Here is a 21,955-nt window from a genome sequence, read left to right as displayed (position 1 = left end):
CGGAGACGAAACCCGTTGCGGCCATTGCGGAGCCCCGTTGCCGCTCGGTCCCGAGGCCCGCGTCGACGGCGCCGCCGCCGGTCATCCGCTGCTCGCCGATGCCGCCCACACCGCGCTGGAGGCGGGCCGGCTGATCGCGCGCACCGCGGGTGCGGCGGAGAAGGTGGGCGCCGAGGTCGCGAAGGCGGGAGAGGGCGCGACCAAAGCGGCCGCGGAAGCCGAGAAGGGCGCTGCCGCAATCGCTTTGCCGGAGGTCAGCTGGAAGGTGGCGATCGCCGCGATCGCCGCGCTGCTGGTGGTCGCCGTCGTGGTGATCCGTTCCTGCGCGGTGGATGCACCGCCGATGATCGGACAGCTCACCCCCGTCGAGGCGCTCCCCGATCTGGTGCGGGCGGCGTCCTCGTGCCGTCATGTCGACAGCGGGCCGGCGGTGGACAACTGTGTGATCGCGGCCGATCATCCGCTGTTGGCCGGCGGCATCGCCGACGGCCGGCAGCTGACCTTCACCGTGCGGGCCGATCCGCCGCAGAATCTGACGGCGGTGGTCAACGGCTGGCGCGTCGCCGGCGGCACGGTCATCGCCGACGGCACGGTGTTCGTCGCCATCGGTCCCTCGGCAACGGTGTGGTATGCAGATACCCGCAGCGGTCTGCGCATCGAGACCGCGACGTTCGCGAATCGTGCAGGCGCGCAGACATTTCTGTTCCGATCCGGTTTGGTTCGCTGAGAAACCGGGTAAAGGCGCCCAATCCTTGTTACACTGAATAACGTGCCGTTGTTTAACGGTACGTTCAGACAGTCCGCACTACTGCGGTACCGATTCCGATCTCGGGAAGGCACGGGTCGATGGTGGCAACTACCCAGCAGACGATTTCATGGAAGCGATTCCGTGATGATCCGACAGATCTGGAGGCGGTGTACTTCCGCTGGATTCAGCCGGGAGCCGCGGCGCCGACGATCACCGACCGTGCCGAGCAGATCTTCCGGCATCATCTGGAGCTGGCCGCGGGACGGCGGCCGGGAACCGCGGTGACCAGGCTGTATCGCTCCGAGGACGGCAGTGGTCTGGGTCCGGCGCTGCAGATCGTCAACGACGATATGCCGCTGCTGGTGGATTCGCTCACCGCGGCGCTGCAGCGCCTCGGGGCCACCGTGACCGAGGTGGTACATCCGGTCTTCGACGTCCTGCGGGACCGGCGCGGCCGGTTGCGGGCGATCGCGCCCAGCGAGGGATTCGATGTGGCGCAGGCGAATTCGGCGAGCCGGTCGGAGGGCAGCGGAAACGTCGTCACCGAGTCGTGGATCCATGTGCAGCTGGGTGCCGGGGATTCCGACGCGGTGCTGGACCGGATCGAGCGGGCGCTGCCACCGCTGCTCGGCGAGATCCGTCAGGTCGCCCACGATACCGAGGCGATGACCCGCACGATGGGAACGCTGGCCGCGCGGCTGGATTCCGTACCGCAACCGTCGGCGACGGAGGCGGCCGAATGCGCGCAGCTGTTGCGCTGGCTGACCTCCGGACACTTCACGCTGCTGGGATACGGCTACTACCGGGTGCATCCCGGCGCCGATGGTCCTGAGCCGCAACAGGTGTCCGGCACCGGGCTCGGCGTGCTGCGCAACGGATCGGGCGTGGATGTGGGCACGCCCGCACCCGGTACGGAGCAGATTCTGCGGCTGTCGAACGGCTCGCTGGACTCGCTGCTGCCGGGGTCACCGGATGTGTACGTGGTCAGCGTCGCCGACTACGCGGCCGAGACCACGCCGTCGGTCGCCGGAAAGGTGGTGGGCGAGCACGTTTTCGTCGGCACCTTCACCGTCAGCGGCTTCCACGAGAACATCCTCGACATCCCGGTGATCTCCCGCCGCGTCCACCAGGTCATCGAATGGGCCGGCCTGGCGCTGAATTCGTTCTCCGGGCAGGCGCTGCTGGAGATGTTGCAGACCTTCCCGCGTGTCGAGCTGTTCTCCACCGATGCGCGCCGCCTCTTCGAAACCGTCTCCGCCGTCATGAATCTCGGCCTGCGGCGCCAGATCCGGCTGTTCCTGCGCCGCGATGTGGGCAGCAATGCCGTGTACTGCCTGGTGTATCTGCCGCGAGACCGCTACTCGACCGAGGTGCGGTTGCGGATGCACGAGATCCTGCGCCGGGAATTCGATGCCGAGCAGATCGCCTATTCGGCGCGCGTCACCGAATCCGAGCTGGCCGTCGTCTATTTCACGGTGCACCGTGGTGCCGACGCCGAACCGGCGGACATCACCGAATCCAATCGCGAACGCATTCAGGACCTGCTGTTCGCGACCACCCGCAGCTGGAGTGACCGGCTGGTCAGCGAGGCAGCGGGCATCGCGGAAATCGCCGCCTCGGTCGTCCAGGACTACGCGAACGCGTTCCCGGCGACCTATCAGCAGGAGTACGAGCCCGCCCGGGCGCTCGACGATCTGTGCCGGCTGCAGCGGCTGGCCGACGGGCAGATCGACACCGATCTCTACCGCACCGCCGGCGCCGCGTCGGGCGAGTGGCGATTCACCCTGTACGTCGCCGGCACCGAGGTGTCGCTGAGCCGGGTGCTGCCGCTGCTGCACAGCCTCGGCATCGAGGTCGTGGAGGAAAAGCCCTACCGGCTCGAATTGCCCGGCGCCAGTACCCGGTGGATCTACGACTTCGGCCTGCGGGTCGCGCCGAACGTGCTGCGCGGTGCCGGTGAGGGCGATCCGGAGGCCGATCTCGATCGTGCCGTGGCGCTGGAATCGCTGCCGCACACCAGTATCCGGAAACGCCTGCCGGAGGCGGTGTCGGCGATGTGGTTCGGCGATTGCGAGGTCGACGGACTCAACGAACTCGTACTGCGCGCCGGGTTGCACTGGCGCCAGATCGCGATGCTGCGCGCCTATGCGAAATATCTGCAGCAGGCGGGATTCGCCTACACCTTCGCCAACATCACCCGGGTGCTGCTGGCGCAGCCGAGCACCGCGCGCGCCTTCACCGAATTGTTCGAGGCCTATTTCGATCCCGAGCATCTCGGGCCGGTCGCGACCGCGCGGGCCGCGGGAATCTCGTCGCGGCTGCAGGACGAGATCGATGCCGTGGTGAGTCTCGACACCGACCGGATCCTGCGGGCGATTCTCGGGTTGATCACGGCGACCCTGCGCACCAACTATTTCCGCCGCGACGAGGACGGAAATCCGCCCGCGCATCTGTCGTTCAAGTTCGACCCGCACGCCATTGCCGAATTACCGCGTCCGCGCCCGAAATTCGAGATCTTCGTCTACTCCCCGCGGGTCGAGGGCGTGCACCTGCGCTTCGGCGCGGTAGCGCGTGGTGGATTGCGGTGGTCGGATCGCCTGGAGGATTTCCGGACCGAGATTCTGGGTCTGGTGAAGGCGCAGGCGGTGAAGAACGCGGTGATCGTGCCGGTCGGCGCCAAGGGCGGATTCGTGGTGAAGCGCCCGCCGGCCGCGACCGGTGACGCGGCGGCCGACCGCCAGGCCATGCAGGCCGAGGGCATCGCCTGCTACCGCACCTTCATCTCCGGGCTACTGGATCTCACCGACAATGTCGATCACGCCGGCGGTGAGGTGATCCCGCCGGCGCGGGTGGTGCGCCGCGACGGTGATGACACCTATCTGGTGGTGGCCGCCGACAAGGGGACGGCGACGTTTTCCGATATCGCGAACGATGTCGCGAAGAAATATGGTTTCTGGTTGGGTGATGCGTTCGCGTCGGGTGGTTCGGCGGGGTATGACCACAAGGCGATGGGGATTACGGCGAAGGGTGCGTGGGAGAGTGTCAAGCGGCATTTCGCGGAGATGAATGTCGATACCCAGCGTGAGGAGTTCACGGTGGTGGGTGTCGGTGATATGTCGGGGGATGTGTTCGGTAACGGGATGTTGTTGTCGGAGCATATTCGGTTGGTGGCGGCGTTCGATCATCGGCATATTTTCATCGATCCGGATCCGGTGGCGGCGTCGTCGTTCGTGGAGCGGAAGCGGTTGTTCGGGTTGGCGCGGTCGTCGTGGGCGGATTACGACACCTCGCTGATCAGCGAGGGCGGCGGCGTATTCGATCGCTCCGCCAAGGCCATCGCGATCACGCCGCAGATCCGCGCCGCGCTCGATCTGGACCCGGGCGTGAGCACGCTGTCCCCGCCAGAAATGATCCGGGCGATCCTGCTGGCGCCGGTCGATCTGCTGTGGAACGGCGGTATCGGCACCTACATCAAGGCCAGTACCGAATCCCACGCCGACGTGGGTGACAAATCCAACGACGCGGTCCGCGTCGACGCGGATCTGTTGCGAGTCAAGGTGATCGGCGAGGGCGGCAATCTGGGCGCGACCGCGCTCGGGCGGATCGAGTTCTGCAAACTCGGCGGCCGGATGAATACCGACGCACTCGACAATTCCGCCGGTGTGGACTGCTCCGACCACGAGGTGAACATCAAAGTTCTGCTGGGAGCGGCGATTTCCTCCGGCGAGCTGGCGGCCTCGGACCGCAACGCCCTGCTGGCCGAGATGACCGACGAGGTCTCGGCACTGGTGTTGCGCGACAACATCTCCCAGAACTTCCGGATGGGTCTGTCGCGCTCGAATGCGGCAGCCATGGTGGAGGTGCACCGGCGGTTGATCGCGGAACTGGAGACCCGGCGCGGCGTGGACCGGCAGCTCGAGGCGCTGCCCTCGGACGCGGAACTGGACCGGCGCGCCGCGGCCGGCACCGGGCTGACCTCGCCGGAGCTCGCCAATCTGCTTGCGCACGTGAAGCTCTCGCTCAAGTCGGATCTGCTCAGCGGTGATCTGCTGGACAGTAGTGCGTTCGAGGCGCTGCTGCCCGGTTACTTCCCGACACCGTTGCGGGAGCGCTTCGGCGCCGCGATCGGCCGGCATCCGCTGCGCCGGGAGATCCTGGCCACCATGGTCGTCAACGATATGGTCGACTACGGCGGCATCACCTACGCCTTCCGGCTCGCCGAGGAGGCCGGCGCCACCACCGACGACGCGGTGCGCGCCTTCACCGCGGCCGTGGAGATCTTCGATCTGCGGTCGTTGTGGGAGCGCATCCGCACCGCGCCGATGCCGGCGGCGGCGCGCAACGAGCTGGAGCGGGAGACCAAACGCACCCTGGATCGGGCGGCGCGCTGGCTGCTGACCAACCGGCCGCAGCCGATCGCGGTCGGCGCCGGCATCGCGCGCTACCGCGACGGGGTGCGGGCGCTGGCGGCACGGGTGCCGGCCTGGCGGCCCGGCGCGCTCGCCGACGATCTGATGTCGCGCTCCGGCGGACCGATCGCTCACGGCGCACCCCGGGAACTGACGGAGGAGGTGTTCCTGCTGATCCATCGGTTCCCGCTGCTGGACGTGCTCGACATCGCCGATATCTGTGAACGCGACGCCGACGAGGTGGCCGCGCTCTACTACGCGCTGGACGCCCACTTCGATATCCAGCGGCTGCTGTCCGCGGTGGCCGGACTGGATCGCGGCGATCGGTGGCAGACGTTGGCGCGCTTGGCCGTTCGCGAGGATCTCTACGATTCGCTGCGCTCGCTCACCGCCGACGTGCTGACCACCACGGAACCGGTCGACACCCCCGAGGAGAAGATCGCCTACTGGGAATCGACCAACCGCTCCCGGCTCAGCCGTGCCCGCGCGGCACTCGGGGAGATCTTCACCTCCGAAGCCCACGACCTGGCGACCCTGTCGGTGGCCGCACGCCAGGTCCGCAGCATGGTCGGCAGCGCCGAAACGACGGCGACGGTGCCCAGCTGACCTGCCGGTGGGTTCGGGTGCGCCGCCTGGGACCGGCACACCCGAACCCACTCCGGAAACCCGCCGACGCCGCCCACCCGAACCCGGGTGGGCGGCGGCGGTATATGCGACCCGGTGCCGGGGATGGGCAGCTCGGCGGCTCACGCCCCGGCGGCAGTTCCGCAGTCGCCGCAGAACCGGGCTGCCGGCGGAAGTTCCGCACCGCATTCGGTGCAGTGACGCGGGGCGGCGGCCAACCGGGTACCGCAGTGCATGCAGAATCGCGCGGTGCGGGGATTGTCGGTAGCGCAGGATGCGCAGAGCACCTGCTCCGAAGCGGCGGAGTCGTCACCCTGTGGCGCTGCGGACGGAAGCGGCGACTCGGCGCTCGACGAGGCGGCGGGGGAGCCCGGCGTCGCGGAAACGCCGGCCGGCGGGGGAGGCGGCGGCGAATCCGAGATCTTCGGCCCCGGTGCGGGTGAGGGCTGCAGGGCCGGTCGGCCCGCGGGCTGCGGGAACGGTTGCGCGGGCGGCGGTGTGGATTGCTGCGAGGCCCAGGGCACCGTCGACTGCTGCCCCATGCCCGCTATCGCGTTGAGTCCCAGGGCGGCGCCGAGGAATCCACCTTCACCCCCGCCGCCGTGCGAATGCGCCATACCCTGTCCCGCGCCCAGGGCCATTTCCCCGGCGGCGTAACGCTGGAAGTCGCCGGCGAGCCGGATGTAGGTGACATCCTTGGCGAGTCGTTTGAGCCGCTCGGCGTCCTCGGGCGCCAGGGTGATGTCGAAGTTGCCCATGCGCGAGATCCGCATTCCGTACTCGTACAGCGTGAGATTGGTCTGGCGCACCACCGCGGACTCGATCGACTGCAGTTGCGCCGAGAGCCCGAGCACCTGCCAGTCGCCCTGCGAGATGCCGTGCGACACGGTCATCTTCATCGACTTGAGCAGCAAGTCCGCGCACCAGGCCCGAACTCCGGCAGGATCGGTGAGATCGGTGGTGCCGACCAGGGAGGTGATCAGTTGCGCGGGATCGCGGACGGCCAGGGCGAATTCCCCGAAGACCCGCAGCGTCACGATCTGTTCGCTGGCGGGGTCGACGATGTCGTCGAGCCGGCCGCCGAACTTGACGCCCGCGAATTCGCGCGTGGAAACGAAATACAGCTCCGCGCGGTAGAAGTTGTTGCCGGTGACGGTGTCGACCAGAGCGCCCAGCACCGGAAGCTCGTCGGCGTCGACGCGATGGCGTCCCGGCCCCATCGTCGCGACGACCCGGCCGGACTTGACGAACAGCGCGATCTGATCGGCGTTGACGATCGTCCGGCTGTAGCGCCGGATGTTCAGATCGGGCCACTTGTAGACCAGCTGGTCCTTGCGGCCGTCCGGGACGGCGATGAATTCCCGTTCGAACCAGGCCATATCCTCGCCCTTCCTCGGCCGTTGACGTTATCCAGCGTACCGATACCTATCGGTATGTTCCACCGCCGACCTCGGCGGATGGCATTTCCGTTGTGTTACAACCTATCCCACCTGTTGAACGTGCCGTTGAATGACGGTACATTGCCCATAGATATGATCGCCGTCACGTGAAAGGTCCTCCCCCATGACAACTGTTCGACCTCCCTCGGAGGCGACGGCGCCCGCGGACGCGCTGCATGCCGAGGATGCGGGCTATCACAAATCGCTGCGCCCCCGGCAGCTGCAGATGATCGCCATCGGCGGTGCCATCGGCACCGGCCTGTTCCTCGGCGCCGCCGGCCGCCTGCACGACGCGGGGCCGGGCCTTTTCCTCGTCTACGCCGTCTGTGGAATCTTCGTCTTCTTCATCCTGCGAGCGCTCGGCGAGCTGGTGTTGCATCGCCCCTCCTCGGGATCGTTCGTCTCCTACGCGCGCGAGTTCTACGGGGAGAAACTGGCTTTCGGCGTCGGCTGGATGTACTTCTTCCACTGGTGTATGACCGGGATCGTAGACATCACCGCGATCGCGACGTATGTCCACTACTGGGGAGGGACCCGCGCCATTCCGCAGTGGCTCATCGCGTTGATCGCGCTGGCGATCGTGGTGAGCATCAACCTGATCTCGGTGCGCTGGTTCGGTGAACTCGAATTCTGGGCGGCGCTGATCAAGGTGATCGCGCTGGTCGCCTTCCTCATCGTGGGCGTGGTGATCCTCGGCGGCCGCTTCGAGCTGGACGGCCAGACCACCGGTCCGAGCCTGCTGTCCGCGCACGGTGGTCTGTTCCCGACCGGACTCCTGCCGCTGGTCACCGTCACCACCGGTGTCGTCTTCGCCTATGCGGCAGTCGAATTGATCGGCACCGCCGCGGGTGAGGCCGAGAATCCGGAGAAGATCATGCCGCGCGCGATCAATTCGGTGATCGCCCGCATCGCGCTGTTCTACGTGGGTTCGCTGGTACTGCTCGGGCTGCTGCTGCCCTACAGCGACTTCCACGCCGGCGAGAGCCCGTTCGTCACCTTCTTCTCCAAACTCGGGGTGAACGGCGCCGGGACCATCATGAATCTCGTCGTGCTGACCGCCGCGTTCTCCAGCCTGAATGCCGGGCTGTATTCCACGGGCCGGATTCTGCGCTCGATGGCGATGAACGGCAGCGCGCCCAAGGTGGCCGCGCGCATGTCGAGTTCCGGTGTGCCGTACGTCGGCATCCTCGCCACCGGCTGCATCGCGCTGATCGGTGTGGGACTCAACGCGATGGTGCCGGACAAGGCGTTCGAAATCGTGTTGAACATGTCGGCGCTGGGCACGATCTTCGCGTGGACGGCGATCATCCTGTGCCAGTTGCAGTTGTGGCGGTGGTCGCGCATCGGGAAGGCGGAACGGCCGTCGTTCCGGCTGATCGGCGCCCCGTACACCAGCATCGCGACCCTGGTGTTCCTGGCGGCGGTGGTGGCCCTGATGGCCGCCAGCGACGACGACGTGCAGCGTTTCGCCGTGCTGGCCATGGTGTGCGTCATGTTGCCGGCGCTGGTCGCGGGCTGGTTCCTGGCCCGCCGGAAGGTCCTGGCCATGGCCACCGAACGCCTGGGCTACACCGGCCAGTTCCCGGTGCTGGCGGAACGTCCGCTGCAGAACGAGGCGGCCGAGCCGGCAGCCGAATCCGGGGAGCCGGAATCAACGCCCGACGCCCAGAAGTAGTCGCCGCCTCCGCCCCGGTACCACCGGGGCGGAGTTGTTCCCGGCCTTGGGAAGTTGGCGAGCGCGGGACCGGGAACGGGGAACGAGAATGAGGCCCCGGTTCATCAGCGGCCTCGGGAGGTTTCTCATGCCGGAGCGACCCGATACGCCACTCCCACATCCGTGGGCGAATCGCCGCATCCGCCGCAGCGAGGTGCGCGGACCCGACGCGCATCCGTGGGCGACGCGGCGCAACGGTGGGGGAGAACCCTCGCAACGACTGCGCGTCGCGGTGGAATCTCCGGGCGAACCGTCCGCGCGGCAGTTCGGCGGAAGCGCTATCGAGAAGGACGGTGCCGCAACAAGTTTCGCGCCGGATCCGTTCTCCGGTCCGGTGACCGCGGATGTGGAGGCCGACACGCTCGGCGCCGACACCGGTTCCGGCCGCAGCGCGCGCTCGCGGCCGAGTCCGCGCCGGCTGGGCGCCGGCCTGGTGGAGATGCCGCGGGTGGTCTCGGTGGATCCGCGGGCCGCGGTGCTGGACGACCCGGAAGTGCCCGAGGAGAAGCGGTTCTGCTGGAAATGCAACTCCCCGGTCGGGCGCTCGGGCGACGCGGGCCCCGGACAGGTGGCGGGAGACTGCGGAAAATGCGGGTCGCCGTTCAATTTCCGGCCGATTCTGCAACCGGGCGAGGTCGTCGCCGGACAGTACGAGGTGCAGGGCTGCCTGGCGCACGGAGGTCTGGGCTGGATCTACCTGGCCGTCGACCGCAACGTCAGTGATCGCTGGGTGGTGCTCAAGGGCCTGCAGAATCCGCAGGATTTCGAGGCGCACGTGGTCGCGTTGGCGGAGCGGCAGTTCCTGTCGGAGGTCGCCTATCCCGGCATCGTGAAGATCTACAACTTCGTCAAGCATCGCGGCCCGGGCCGCGATGTCGCCGACGGCTACATCGTGATGGAGTACGTCGGCGGGCAGTCGCTCAAGCGCGTGCTCGATCAGCGTGCGCCGCAGCGTATTCCGGTGGCCGAGGCCATCGCGTACGTGATGGAGGTACTGCCGGCGCTGGACTACCTGCATTCGTTCGGGTTGTCCTACAACGACCTCAAACCCGACAACATCATGGTCAGCGAGGACGAGGTCAAACTCATCGACCTCGGCGCGGTGGCGGCCATGGAATCGTTCGGAAGTATCTACGGCACACCGGGTTTCCAGGCGCCCGAGATCACCGAGACCGGGCCCACCGTCGCCTCCGACATCTATACCGTCGGCCGCACGCTGGCGGCGCTGGTGATGCAGTTGCCGCGCGACGAGCGCGGCCATCAGCTCCCCGAAATGCCGGAGCCGCAGGCGCATCCACTGCTGGTTCGCTATCCCTCGCTGTATCGGCTGCTGTGCCGCGCCACCGATCCCGATCCGGCGCGCCGATATCCCTCCACCTATTCGATGTACTGCCAGCTCACCGGCGTGCTCCGGATGGTGCTGGCCACCGACACCGACCGGGAACATCCGCAGGCCTCGGTCGAATTCGGTTCTATGCGTGGTGATTTCGGTATCGAGACGCTGATCGGACAGACCGACGGAATCGTGGACGGCCGCCATCGGATGCCGACCCTCGACGCGCGCGCGGTGGTGGCCGCCCTGCCGGTTCCCCTGATGGACAGCACCGACCCCAGTGCCGAACTGATGTCCACGCTGCTGCACGGAGATCCGCGGCACGCGCTGGACACGTTGCGGCGCATACGTGATCGGATCGCCTCCGGCGTGCTGGCCGACACCGGCTCCTTCGAACTCGAGGGCGCCCTCACGGCGGTGCGCGCCCATCTCGATCTCGGTGAGGTGGAGCCCGCGCGGGCCCTGCTGCGGGAGCTGATGATCGACTACGACACCGACTGGCGGCTGGCCTGGTACCGCGGTATCGCCGATCTGCTCGACGGCGCCTTCGAGCACGCCTACACGCAATTCGACACCGTGCACGCCATGCTGCCCGGCGAGATCGCCCCGGCGCTCGCGCTGGCCGCCACCGCCGAACTGGTCCTGCAGCATCTCGAACTGCCGGCCGATCCGGATCGATGGCATCGGGCCGCGGTCGACTTCTATCGGACCGTCTGGCGCACCAACCACGGGGTGGTCAGCGCCGCGTTCGGACTCGCCCGGCGACTGGCCGCCGACGGCGAGCTGCTCGACGCCGTCGCGGTACTCGATCGGGTGCCGGTGTCCTCGCGGCACTACGCGCTGGCCCACATGACCGGCGGCCTGCTGCTGGTGTCGCGGCCGGTGGCGGAGGTGACCGAGGAGGACCTCGTCGCGGCGGCGCAGCGCCTGGAGGCGCTGCCGGAGGAACCGCGGGCGCTGCAGTTGCAGGTCGTCGTGGTGGGCGCGGCGCTGGAATGGCTGCGCGCGGGCGGGCAGCCGCGCCGGCCCGACGCGACCCTGCTGGGCTTCGCCCTCACCGAACCGGGTCTGCAGCGGGGGCTCGAGACCTCGCTGCGCGCCCTCGCCCGCACGGCGCCGGGCCGGCTGCATCGCTACCGGCTCGTCGATCTGGCCAATCAGGTGCGTCCGCGCACCCGATGGTGAACCGGCTCAGGCGACTCCGCGCACGCGCCAGAGCACGACGGCCACCGGCGCCGCGGCGATCAGCAACAGCCACAACCAGTTTCCGGCCGCCCACGCGGCCGCGACCGCGAAGACCGTGATGGCGCCGGCCAGGACGGCCAGGGAGGGCAGCGGATTGGCCGGCGCGGGCGCGGCGGGGGGATCGGGGGTGACGACGGGCAGATCGGTGAACAGCGCCGCCAGCTCGACGCGGGTATCGGCATGGGTCGCCAGTGCGGTGCGCTCGTCGAATTCGGGCAGGGTCAATCTGCCGGCGCCCAGTTGCTGTGACAATTCCTGCAGTGCGCGCTCTCGCTCGGCGGCGCTGGGGCGCGCGTCCGCCATATCGTCCATGCACAGCAGGATAGGTCCGCTACCCCCGCGGATCGCAATCGAACCGCCAAGGATGGGAACCGGCATGCCGCCGCACACTTTCGATCCGCGCATGTTTCAGTGTGGTTTCCTTGATGTATGACGACCCGGACCGAGTACACCATCGACGAGCTCGCGCGTGAGGCGGGGACCACCGTGCGCAGCCTGCGGGTGTACCACGAGCGTGGTGTGCTGCCGCCGCCGCAGGTCAAGGGTCGCACCGGCTTCTACAGCGCCGAACACCTCAACCGGGTGCGGACCATCAGCCGACTGCTCGACCGCGGCATCAAACTCAACGGCATCAAGGAACTGCTCAACGCCTGGGATCGCGGTGACGACCTCGGCGACATTCTGGGCGTCGCGGAGCCCGATGCGTCCTCGGGCGCCGAATCGCCGGCCGGTGCGACGATCGCCGCGACCGACCTCGCGCAGCGATTGAGCGAGGTGCCCAACGGACTGGCCCGGGTCGTCGCGCTCGGCCTCTACGAGCCGGTCGACGCCAGTACCTATCGCGCCGCCGATCCGGTGCTGCTGCAGGCCGCCGACCGGCTGGCCGCCGCGGGCGTGCCGGAGCCGGAGATCATCGCCGAATTCGAGCGGCTGGCGACCGAATGCGACCGGATCGCGCGCCGCTTCACGGCCCTGTTCCAGCGCACGGTATGGACCGGCTTCCAGGATTCGACGGGCACGCCGGCCGATGTGGCCGGGCTGGCCGCGGGCTCCGAGGCGATCCGGACCGTCCCGGCCCAGGCCGGCGCCGAACTGATCGGCCGGTTCGTGGCCCGATATCTCGATCAGGACAGCGCGCTGAACGAGGCGCTCGCCGACTCCTGAGCGTTCGCCGCGACAATTTCCACCCTCCATCCCTGGGGATAGTTCGCGGTATAACGTGCCGTTGTATAACGGTACATTAATCGTGTGGCCAATACTTCCGTCCACGAGCGTCGGAAGTGCACGATTGAACGGAGACACACCGATGACCGCAGCCACCTTTGCCCGCACCGCCCGAGCCCTGCTGCTGGCCGCGACCGTCGCGGGTGCCACGGTTGTGGGCCTGTCCGCCGGTCCGGCCGCGGCGCAGGCGCCCGGACCGTACTGTATGTGGGCCGGCGCCGCCTTCGCCCCGGGGGCGCAGGTGCACGCCGGCGGCTGGGCATTCAGTTGCCACAGCGACCTTTTCGGTGCCGCCCGGTGGAATGCGGACGGCCCGTCCCGCCGCGCCGACACCGTGGCCAATCCGGGCGCGCTCGGTAACCCGGCCGGTCGCTTCAGTCCCGGCGCCCGCCAGCCGGGCACCTCCTACAACGACTACTGCGTGGGCGATCAGCTGATCGCGGGGACCGAGGACGTGTACGAGGCGGTTCCGGCCTCGGGCGGCCTCTACTGGCGCGCGGCCGGGCCGATCTCCTCGTGGCGTTTCGAAGGCGAGGGCCCGGCGCCGACTTGGCGCTCGTCGAGCCTGTGCCGCGACGGCGAACTGCTCTGATCCGGCCCCTATAGGTATCGGGCGCAACCTACTTAAGTAGGTGCGCCCGAACATTACCGATGCGCGCCGCCCCCACTCGGGGGAACAATCACTCGTCGGCAAGTAACGGCAGATGGGTGAGCGATGGCAGGCGTGACACTGTGGATGCAGATGTCGCTCGACGGATACGCGGAGGGGCCCGACCAGGAAATTCACTGGCCGGTGGTGGACGAAGAGCTGTGTGAGTCCTTCCTTGACGAACTGCGGGCGGCCGAGGTGTTCGTCTACGGCCGCAAGACATTCGAGATCATGGCCGCGTTCTGGCCCTATGCCGATGCCGATCCGGCCATCTCACCGTTCTACGTCGAATTCGCGCGCTGCTGGAAGCGCACCCCGAAACTGGTGTTCTCCCATACGCTGCGCGATCCGGGCTGGAACACCCGGGTGGTCGGTGCGGATCCGATCGCCGAGATCGCCGCGCTGCGGGCGGGCTCGACCGGACCCGTCGTGGTCTTCGGCGGTGCGCAAACCGCCTCGTATTTCCTCGAACACGATCTCGTCGACGAATACCGGCTGTTCGTGCATCCGCTGCTGCTCGGCGGCGGTGTGCCGCTGTTCCCGAAACCGCTGGACACGGCGGGATTGCAGCTGGTGGACATCATGACCTTCGACAGTGCGGTCGTGCAGATGCACTATCAGCAGGCCGCACCGGTCGCGCGAACGGGGTAGCCGCAGATCGCGGTATCGAATCCGGACACGCGACGGGGGCGCGGTGGGCTAACTTGTTCCTACTATGTTCCAGCGATCGCGTATCGGTGTCCTGCCCGCCACCAGCAGTGAGTTCGTGGGCAGGCGCGCGCAGCGAGAGCGGATAACCGCGCTGATCGCCCGCGGCGCGCGGCTGATCACCCTGACCGGCCCCGGCGGCATCGGCAAGACCAGGCTGGCCATCGAAACGCTGCGCCGCGATGTCGACCTGCCCACGCGCTGGCTGGCGCTCGCGGAACTGGACGGCGACACCGCGATCGCCGAACTACGCGATTTCGCACCCCGGCCGGACGGCGCCCCGCACATACTGGTTCTGGACAGCTGCGATCGGCTGGTGAGCGCCCTCGCGCCCGAGCTCGCGGATCTGCTCGAGGCCGACCCGGCGCTGACCGTCGTGGCCACCAGCCGCGAGCCGATCGGCTGGATCGACGAGCAACTCGTTCCGGTGCCGTCGCTGGATCCCGCACAGGCGTTGCGGCTGCTGCGAATTCGCATGGAACTCACCGGCCGCACGGCCGGCGCCGAGGACGACGATATTCTCCGGCGGATCTGTGCGCATATGAGCCACAATCCGTTCGGCCTGCGGCTGGCCGCCATCAGGTTGCGGCACCATCCGCCCGCCATCGTGCTGCACGAGGTGAGCGGCGATGCCTACGACCGCCGCCTGCAGTGGTCCGACAGTGCCCGGGTCGGGGTGGAAGCGCGCCACCGCGATATCGGCGCCAACATCGCCTGGTCCACCAGTCGCTGTTCGCCGGCGGAATCCCTTCTGCTGCAACGTATGTCGGTTTTTCCGGGCGGTTCGGCGGGTGGCGGAGCCGATCGGGAGGCGATCGTGGCGATCTGTGCCGACGACGCGTTGCCGGAAGCGTCGATCGAATCGACGCTGGACCGGCTGGTGGAACGTTCGCTGGTGATCGTGCGGCTGACCGGCACCTCGGCACGGTGGTATCTCACCGAATGTGTACGCCTCGTCGCGCGCGCCGAACTGCACCGGCGTGATCCGGTCGAGGCCAATCGGCTCGCTGCCCGGCATCTGCAGCTGCGCCGGCTGGAGGTGCGCCGCGCCGAGGGGGCCGTGCCACAGCAGCCGTGTGTGGCCGCGGCGCCACCGCCGGCCGAGACAGTGGCGGTGCCGCGCCCGGAGTCGGATCGCTGGGAAAGCCTGTCGCGCGCGGAACGTGAGGTGGCGGTGCTGGCGGCCGCGGGCTGGCCCAACAGTGCCATCGCCGTGCGCCGCCACAGTTCGGTGCGCACGGTCGACGCCCAGGTGGCGATGGTCCGGCAGAAGTTGCAGATCACCTCGCGCGGAGAGATCGCCCGGCATCTGCCCGCCGAGGCCCGGGAACGGATGCGCTGCGAGGCCCGGGCCCGGCGCGAGAAGACCCGGTCGTGACCACACCGTGGCTCTCCCAATTCGTCGGCCGGACAGCGGAATTGCGCAGCATCGCCGAACTGCTCGACCCCGGTGGGCCCCGGCTGATCACTCTGCTCGGGCCGGGGGGAATCGGTAAGACGACGCTGGCCACCGAGGCGTTGCGCCGATCCCAGCGGCCCGGCCGCGATCACGTGCTGTGGGTGCGGTTGGCGCGGCTGGAAACCGGCGCCGATGTCGAGTCGGTCGCCGAGGAGATCGTGCGAACCGTCGCACCGACCGCCACCACCGGCCGCAGCGCGGAGGATTGCCTGCTCGACGCGTTCGCCTCGCTCGGCGCCGCTCGTACCATCCTGGTCCTCGACAACTGTGAACACGTCCTGGCTCCGGTGGCGCGGCTGATCGTCGAGTTGCTGAGCGTGAATCCGGACGTCACCGTCGTGGCCACCAGCAGGGAACCGATCGGCTGGACCGACGAGCGGTTGGTGCCGGTCCCGCCACTCGCCAAAGACCATGCGGTGGAACTGTTCCGGCGGCGCGCGGAACTGACCGGCCGGCCGATCGCCGCGGATCCCGCGACTCTGGAACTCGCTGCCCGGATCTGCCGGCAGGTGGACAACAATCCGCTGTTCATCCGGCTGGCCGCGGCCCGGCTGCGCTACCGCCCGCTCGCCGAGGTGCTGCGCGATCTCACCGGCACCGACTCCGAGGCGTGGATGCGCTGGTCGTCGGGCGTGCGGGCCGGCGCCGACGAGCGTCATCGAAACGCCGGTGACGTGATCGCCTGGTCCTACGGGCTGTGCACCGACGCCGAACGCCTGCTGCTGGAAAGGATGTCGGTCTTCGCGGCCGGATTCGATCCCGGTGACGAGGAAACCCGCAGCGGCGGAATCGAATACAGCGCGGTGGCGCAGGTCTGCGCCGACGAGGCGTTACCCGAACCGGTCATCGCCGCCACGCTGGAGCGTCTGGTCGAACGGTCGCTGGTGTCGACACGCATGACGGCCACTTCGGTGCGCTATTTCCTGCCCGAGAGTGTGCGGGCGTTCGCCCGCCTTCGGTTGCAGGAGCGGCCGGACGGTTCGGCCTCGCCGTCCGGTATGCCTGCCCGCCATCGCCGCTACTTTCGTGACAAAGTCGTTGCCGGACAGGCGATGTGGTACGGCCCGGACGAGATGGAGTGGATCGACTGGGTCCGCGGGGCATGGAACGACGTGCTGCTCGCGGTGGAGACCAGCCTGTCCGATCCGGCCGAGGCCGTGATCGGACTCGAGATCGCGACCGTGGTCATGGCGTTGCGGGTGCCGTTCCTCACCGGCACCAACCGCGCGGTCACCGGGCTCACCGAACGCGCCCTCGCGGTGATCGGCGACGATCCGGCGTTGTCGTCGCTGCGGATCACCGCCAAGGCCTTGGTCGGCTGGATCGCGGTGTGGCAGGGACGATTCGACTATACGTCCCGGCTCCTCGGCGAATGTGCCGCCGAATGTCTCACCGATCCGGTGCTGCGCCGGGAATGGCGGGAGCACACTGCCGACGACATCGGACTGCCGGCCCAGGTCGAATTCACCTGGGGACTGGAACTGTTCCTGATTCGCCTGGACCTGCGCTCGATCGAGGTGTTCTCGCGCGCCCGGCGGAAGTTCGCCGCCGTCGGGGATCGCGGCGGCACCCAGCGCAGCGATCTGTTCACCGTGCTCGCGGCAGCCAGCCTGGCGACCCCGGAGGTCGCCGGACGGGTGGTGCGCCGCCATCTGCACGACGCGGCGAAAACCGATGCGCCATGGGCGGTTTCGTGGGCCGAGTTCGCGGAACTGGTCGCCACCATCCGCCACGGCGACCCCGCGGACGCCGTGCGCCGGGGCCGGGCGGCGGTGGCCGCGCATCTCGATCGCGGAGATACCTGGACCGCGGGCTGGATCATCCATTTCTGCACCGTCGCGCTGGCCACGATCCTGTCGCGGCGTCTCGAATCCGGCACGCGCCCGGACGAGCTCGCCGCGGCCGCGCGGGAGATCGCCCACCTGCAGGGTGGTACCGCCGCACTGCATCGCTCGATGGGGATCGCCTCGGACCGGGTGCCGCTGGTGGTGGAGGGATCGTCGGCGGCGCGTGCGGCCGCGACCGCGGTGCTCGGTGCCGAGCGCTACGCCGCCGCGGTGCGTCGCGGTGCGCGGATGCGGCCGCAGGAGAACGAGCTGCAGCGGTATTTCCTCGGACAACTCCAGATCGCCGACGACGCCGACGCCGGCCCGGACGACAGGCGGTGGCGGGAATTGTCCCCCGCCGAGCGCGATATCGCGATACTGGTGGCCGCCGGTTGGACCAACAGCGCGGTCGCGGTGCGCCGCGGGACGTCGGTCCGGACGGTCGATGCCCAGGTCGCGACCATTCGCCGCAAACTCGCGGCCGCGGACCGCTCGGCGATCATCCACCGCATTCCCGGCGAATTGCGCGATCGCGTGCGTGCCGAATCACTGCAGCCGCCGGGACGCCCGCGCCGAACCTTCTGAGCCCGCGCTCGGTCGACTCCAGTTGTCGCCCAAGGCTTTCAAGGCCCGGTCCACGTCGTCGGAATCGTTGTGGACGTGAAACGACACCCGCAGCGCACCCGCTCGGGCCGTGGTCACCACCTGGGCGTCGGCCAGAGCGTCGGCGGCGGCCGCGGCGCCCGGGATCGAGACGATCGGCGCTCGTCCGGGCACGGGCGTGTAGCCGAGATCGGCGAGTCCGGCGCGGAAGCGGTCGGCCAGTGCCAGGTCGTGCGCCTGGATCGCCGGAATCGTCAACTCTTCCAGCAGTTCGGCCCCGGCCAGCGCACTCACCACGCCGAGCCAATCGGGGGTGGCGTCGAAGCGGCGCGCGGTATCGGCGAGTCGTTGCGGCGCATACATTTCCGCCCAGCGATCCGCGGCCGCGTACCAGCCCGGCGCATGCGGGCGCACCCGGTCGGCGATCTCCGGCCGGATCGCCAGCAGCCCGACACTGCGGGCGCCGAGCAGCCATTTGAAGCTCGCGCACACCCAGATGTCGGCATCGGCGAATCGCAGCGGCAGCCAGCCCGCGGCCTGCGAGACGTCGAACAGCAGCAGCGCGTCGTGCGCCGCGGTGGCCTCGCGCAAGCGCGCCGCGTCGACCGTCCGGCCGTCGGCGGACTGAACGAGACTGCAGGCCACCAGCGCGGTATCCGGTCGAACCTCGTCGGCCAGTCGCTCCAGTTCCACCGTGCGCACCCGCAGGTCCCCGCGGTAGCGGAACGGATTGGGTACGGAAGCGAAATCGCCTGCGGCGACGAGCACTTCGGATCCCGGGGCGAGCGCGGCCGCGGCCGGGCCGATGAGAGCGGCGGCCGAATTGCCGATCGCCACATCGGCTGCCGTCGCGCCGTCGAGGATGCGGGCATAGGCCGCGCGCAGCCGATCCACCCGATCGTCGTAGCCGGAGGGTGCGCGATGTCCGCGCGCCCACCCGTCGAGCACCTCGCGTACCGCGGTGAACGCACGGGCGGGTGGGATGCCGTACGAGGCGGTGTCGAGATAGGTGGTCTCGACCGCGAATTCGTGGCCGGCCGGAGCGGGAACATACGCCGAGGAGGTCATGAGCCCATGGTCACCAGCGAGTGGCCCGCCGGTCCATAGCCACCCGTGCCTCGCTGGACCGGTCGAAGGAGCCGTGCGGACTCGCGACGACCGGCCGGGCGACGTCCGACCTCAGCTCTCGTCCGGCGCGCCGGCCGTCTCGCCCTCGGCCCGCAACCGCTGGGCGGCCGCGTGGTCGTGGGTCGGCACCACCGTCACCGTCGTGCGCGCCAGGTGCAGCCGGTGCAGGGTGCGGAAGGTCAGTTCGCGGTCGTCGTCCGCCAAACCGCCTGGGTAACTGGCCTTCTGGCGGACCTTCTCGATCTGCAGGTGATGCCAGGCGGCATCCCCGGCGAGCAACACCCAGCCGCGCCGCGTATGCGCGAGCACGCCGATACTGCCCGGCGTGTGCCCGGCCAGATCGACCAGTACCACGGTCCCGTCGCCGAACAGATCGTGGCTCGCGGTGAAGGTCAGCACCGGCGGTCCGTCGAGGTCGTATTCGACCACCGGCCGTTCCCGCAGCGCATCGCGGACGCCGCCGACCGGCGCGACCGGACCCGTCATGACCCACCGCTGCTCGACGCGATGCATGTGCACGGGAAGTCCGGGCAGATCCAGCAGACCGGAGACATGATCCCAATGCGCATGCGTGGGCAGCGCGAAATCCAGCGGTCGCGGATCGTGTTCCCGCAGCGAGTCGACGGTCGCCACGGTGGCGGCCGGTGGCCGCACCGCGACCCGCAGGACCGCCGGGAGCTGCGCGATCGCGCGCCGTTCGGCATCCAAGCAGACGCCGGGATCGACCACGAACCGGGCCCGCGGATGTTCGACGACGAAGGCGGTCAGCGCGTTGTCGATGCGGCGCGGGGTGAACGTTCCCTCGACGACCGCCGGCGTCGGCACCGACCGCGGCACCTGCGGCAGTGCGCGCACCGAGACGACGCCCTGGGGTTCGGGCAGCCCGGCGTCGGGAATCGAGGCCAGCAAGCGCCGGTCGAGACGGCGGGGCAGCATCAGCCCGCGCACGGAACCCACTGCGGCAGCGCAGCATTCGAGCACACTCGGTGTCTTCACCGGATCCGGCATGTCAATCGTCCGTTCTGTGGAGGGGCCGCGAACGACGGGATCGTCGCCACGTTTCGTGGCACGATAAAACTCGAGGTCGACATGAAGTAAAGGGGTTGAGGCCGGCGATGGACGACGGACTGAGGATCGGCGACGCCGCCGTGGTGGTCGGGGTCGAGGCGCATGTGCTGCGCCACTGGGAATCGGTCGGGCTGCTGCATCCGGCCCGCAGTCCCTCCGGGCATCGCGCCTACGACGAACAGACCCTCGACCGCGCACGGCTGATCCGCACTCTGCAGCGCACCGGGTTGTCGCTGCGCAGGATCCGGGAACTCGGCATCGCCGGACGTGACGAACGGCTGGCCCTGATCGCCGACGAGCGGGCACAGCTGCGGCGCCGCATCGACCTGTTCGAGGCCACCGATCGTTTCCTCGCCCACATTCTCGACTGCCGGCATCCGATCCTCGCCGAATGTCCCGACTGCTCCGGTTTCCTGGCCGAGTACGGCGACGAACGCGACCTCCACGAATTCGCGGATCGAGCCCACTCACCGCTGCCGGCTCACTGAGGCAGGCGTGACCGGCTGCCGGGCCGTTGCCGCGCGGTCTTGTTGCGGTACATCGCGGTATCGACGGCGTGCATGAGATCGTCGACCGCCTCGGGCTGCCGGGTGACCAGCGCGGTTCCGATCGACGCGCCCACCGTGATCGAGCCACCGGCCACCACGACCGGTTCGCCGAGTGCGGCCAGCACCCGCGACGACATGTCGACCAGTTGTGCCTCGCCCGCACACCGCTCGATCAGGACGATGAACTCGTCGCCCCCGATGCGCGCGGCCAGCCCATCCGGCTCTGCTGCCGCCCCCAGGCGTTCGGCGACCGTGCGCAACACGCGATCACCGACGGTGTGCCCGTAATCGTCGTTGATCTCCTTGAACCCGTCCAGGTCGAGGTAGCACAGTCCGATCGGCGGCTCGGCCTGCGCCAGCCGGTCGAAGAACAGCAGCCGATTGGCGAGCCCGGTCAGATCGTCGTGATGGGCTTCGTGCCAGAGCCGGTCGGCCAGCGCCTTGCGCTCCGTGATGTCGACGGCCACCCCGATCAGGAATCGCACGTTGCCGCGCGCGTCCCGCACCACCGACATGGACAGGTCGATATCGGAATGGTGACCGTCGGCCCGGGTGAGCGAGGTCTCCATCCGGAACCGGTCCGAGGCGCCGCTCAGCAACTGCTGGAACTGGGTGTAGGCCTCACCGATGTTCTCCTCGCCCAGCACCGCCGCCACCGACCGGCCGATGATCAGGTCGATCGGCACACCGAGCATCTCGGCGAACGCGGCGTTCACGTCGCGGACCCTGCCGGTCGCGGCGTCGATGGTGCCGATGCCCACCGAGGCGCCGGCGAAGATGGCACCGAACCGGGCCTCCGACAGTTGCCGCCGCGCCTGTTCCTCGCGGACCGCGGCCAAGGCCGCGCTGAGCGTGGTCTCCTGTTCGGCCAGCGCGGCGCCGCGCAGTGCCGCTGTGAAGCCGGCGGCGAACTCCCCGGCCACGGTGACGGCGCGGTCGCGCACGGTCTCATAGCCGGGGTCTGCGGGGTCCGGGCAGATCTCGGCGACCATATCGCGGCAGATCACCGCGACCGATCGGCTCACCGCCGCATCGTCGCGATAATTCGCGGCGACCAGCGAGGAGGCGGCGAGCCGGGCCGCCTCGATGCCGACGGTGCCGCGCAGTGTGCCCAGCAGTTCCTCACACAGGCCGGTGAGCAGGGTTTCGATCTCGGTTCGCGTCAGCGTCGGCGCGACCACGCCGTCGAGTGCGTCGGCCCACCGCGCCGCCAACTCCTGCGAACCCACC

General features: G+C 69.0%; 15 protein-coding genes. 10 read left to right on the top strand and 5 right to left on the bottom strand.

Features of this window, described 5'->3' with window-relative positions; all coding sequences use genetic code 11:
- Positions 1-37 precede the first annotated feature (37 nt).
- Positions 38-727, top strand: coding sequence for a hypothetical protein (locus NA3_RS10765; protein ID WP_062963373.1), 690 nt, complete (start codon positions 38-40; stop codon positions 725-727).
- 119 nt (positions 728-846) lie between these two features.
- A complete protein-coding gene (locus NA3_RS10760; RefSeq protein WP_062963372.1) occupies positions 847-5,763 on the top strand; it encodes an NAD-glutamate dehydrogenase in 4,917 nt (1,638 codons plus the stop codon).
- 140 nt (positions 5,764-5,903) lie between these two features.
- Here NA3_RS10760 and NA3_RS39020 read toward each other — a convergent pair whose 3' ends face one another.
- The gene (locus NA3_RS39020) at positions 5,904-7,160 is read right to left on the bottom strand and encodes an SPFH domain-containing protein (protein WP_062963371.1); all 1,257 of its coding nucleotides are present in this window, start codon (positions 7,158-7,160) and stop codon (positions 5,904-5,906) included.
- 184 nt (positions 7,161-7,344) lie between these two features.
- On the opposite strand from NA3_RS39020, the gene NA3_RS10750 reads away from it, so the two are divergent.
- Together NA3_RS10750 and NA3_RS10745 are read left to right on the top strand one after the other, a co-directional pair.
- Entirely contained in the window at positions 7,345-8,895 is a 1,551-nt protein-coding gene (locus tag NA3_RS10750; protein ID WP_062963370.1) for an amino acid permease, read from the top strand.
- 127 nt (positions 8,896-9,022) lie between these two features.
- Positions 9,023-11,452 carry a serine/threonine-protein kinase gene (locus NA3_RS10745; RefSeq protein WP_062963369.1) on the top strand — a complete coding sequence of 810 codons (2,430 nt, stop codon included), beginning with the start codon at positions 9,023-9,025 and terminating at the stop codon, positions 11,450-11,452.
- Between the two features lie 6 nt (positions 11,453-11,458).
- Here the strand turns inward: NA3_RS10745 and NA3_RS10740 are convergent, their stop codons facing one another.
- Complete coding sequence (locus tag NA3_RS10740; RefSeq protein ID WP_062963368.1) at positions 11,459-11,824, bottom strand: DUF1707 SHOCT-like domain-containing protein; 366 nt, start codon at positions 11,822-11,824, stop codon at positions 11,459-11,461.
- A 117-nt stretch (positions 11,825-11,941) separates the two neighbouring features.
- Between NA3_RS10740 and NA3_RS10735 the strand changes: the two genes are divergently transcribed.
- From NA3_RS10735 to NA3_RS10715, 5 genes are all read left to right on the top strand, one after another.
- On the top strand, positions 11,942-12,676 hold the full coding sequence (locus tag NA3_RS10735; protein ID WP_062963367.1) for a MerR family transcriptional regulator: 735 nt from the start codon (positions 11,942-11,944) through the stop codon (positions 12,674-12,676).
- 142 nt (positions 12,677-12,818) lie between these two features.
- A complete protein-coding gene (locus NA3_RS10730; RefSeq protein WP_062963366.1) occupies positions 12,819-13,328 on the top strand; it encodes a hypothetical protein in 510 nt (169 codons plus the stop codon).
- A 123-nt stretch (positions 13,329-13,451) separates the two neighbouring features.
- Positions 13,452-14,036: a dihydrofolate reductase family protein gene (locus NA3_RS10725; protein ID WP_063917408.1), complete on the top strand. Its 585-nt coding sequence runs from the start codon at positions 13,452-13,454 to the stop codon at positions 14,034-14,036.
- A 64-nt stretch (positions 14,037-14,100) separates the two neighbouring features.
- Positions 14,101-15,471: a LuxR C-terminal-related transcriptional regulator gene (locus NA3_RS10720; RefSeq protein WP_062963365.1), complete on the top strand. Its 1,371-nt coding sequence runs from the start codon at positions 14,101-14,103 to the stop codon at positions 15,469-15,471.
- The gene (locus NA3_RS10715) at positions 15,468-17,963 is read left to right on the top strand and encodes an ATP-binding protein (protein ID WP_062963364.1); all 2,496 of its coding nucleotides are present in this window, start codon (positions 15,468-15,470) and stop codon (positions 17,961-17,963) included. The genes NA3_RS10720 and NA3_RS10715 overlap by 4 nt, the downstream gene beginning before the upstream one ends.
- On the opposite strand, the gene NA3_RS10710 is transcribed toward NA3_RS10715, so the two are convergent.
- Complete coding sequence (locus NA3_RS10710; RefSeq protein WP_063917406.1) at positions 17,925-19,049, bottom strand: aminotransferase class V-fold PLP-dependent enzyme; 1,125 nt, start codon at positions 19,047-19,049, stop codon at positions 17,925-17,927. The two genes, NA3_RS10715 and NA3_RS10710, sit on opposite strands and share 39 nt — an antisense overlap.
- A gap of 111 nt (positions 19,050-19,160) precedes the next feature.
- A complete protein-coding gene (locus NA3_RS10705; protein ID WP_062963363.1) occupies positions 19,161-20,117 on the bottom strand; it encodes an MBL fold metallo-hydrolase in 957 nt (318 codons plus the stop codon).
- 107 nt (positions 20,118-20,224) lie between these two features.
- Between NA3_RS10705 and NA3_RS10700 the strand changes: the two genes are divergently transcribed.
- A complete protein-coding gene (locus NA3_RS10700) occupies positions 20,225-20,665 on the top strand; it encodes a MerR family transcriptional regulator (RefSeq protein WP_062963362.1) in 441 nt (146 codons plus the stop codon).
- Here NA3_RS10700 and NA3_RS10695 read toward each other — a convergent pair.
- A complete protein-coding gene (locus NA3_RS10695; protein ID WP_062963361.1) occupies positions 20,659-21,954 on the bottom strand; it encodes a sensor domain-containing diguanylate cyclase in 1,296 nt (431 codons plus the stop codon). The two genes, NA3_RS10700 and NA3_RS10695, sit on opposite strands and share 7 nt — an antisense overlap.
- Position 21,955: the final 1 nt, after the last annotated feature.

The sequence above is a fragment of the Nocardia africana NBRC 100379 genome (assembly GCF_001612635.1).
Lineage (GTDB): Bacteria > Actinomycetota > Actinomycetes > Mycobacteriales > Mycobacteriaceae > Nocardia > Nocardia africana.
The sequence above is the reverse complement of the archived record's forward strand: the minus strand, read 5'-3'. Positions and strand labels throughout refer to the sequence as shown.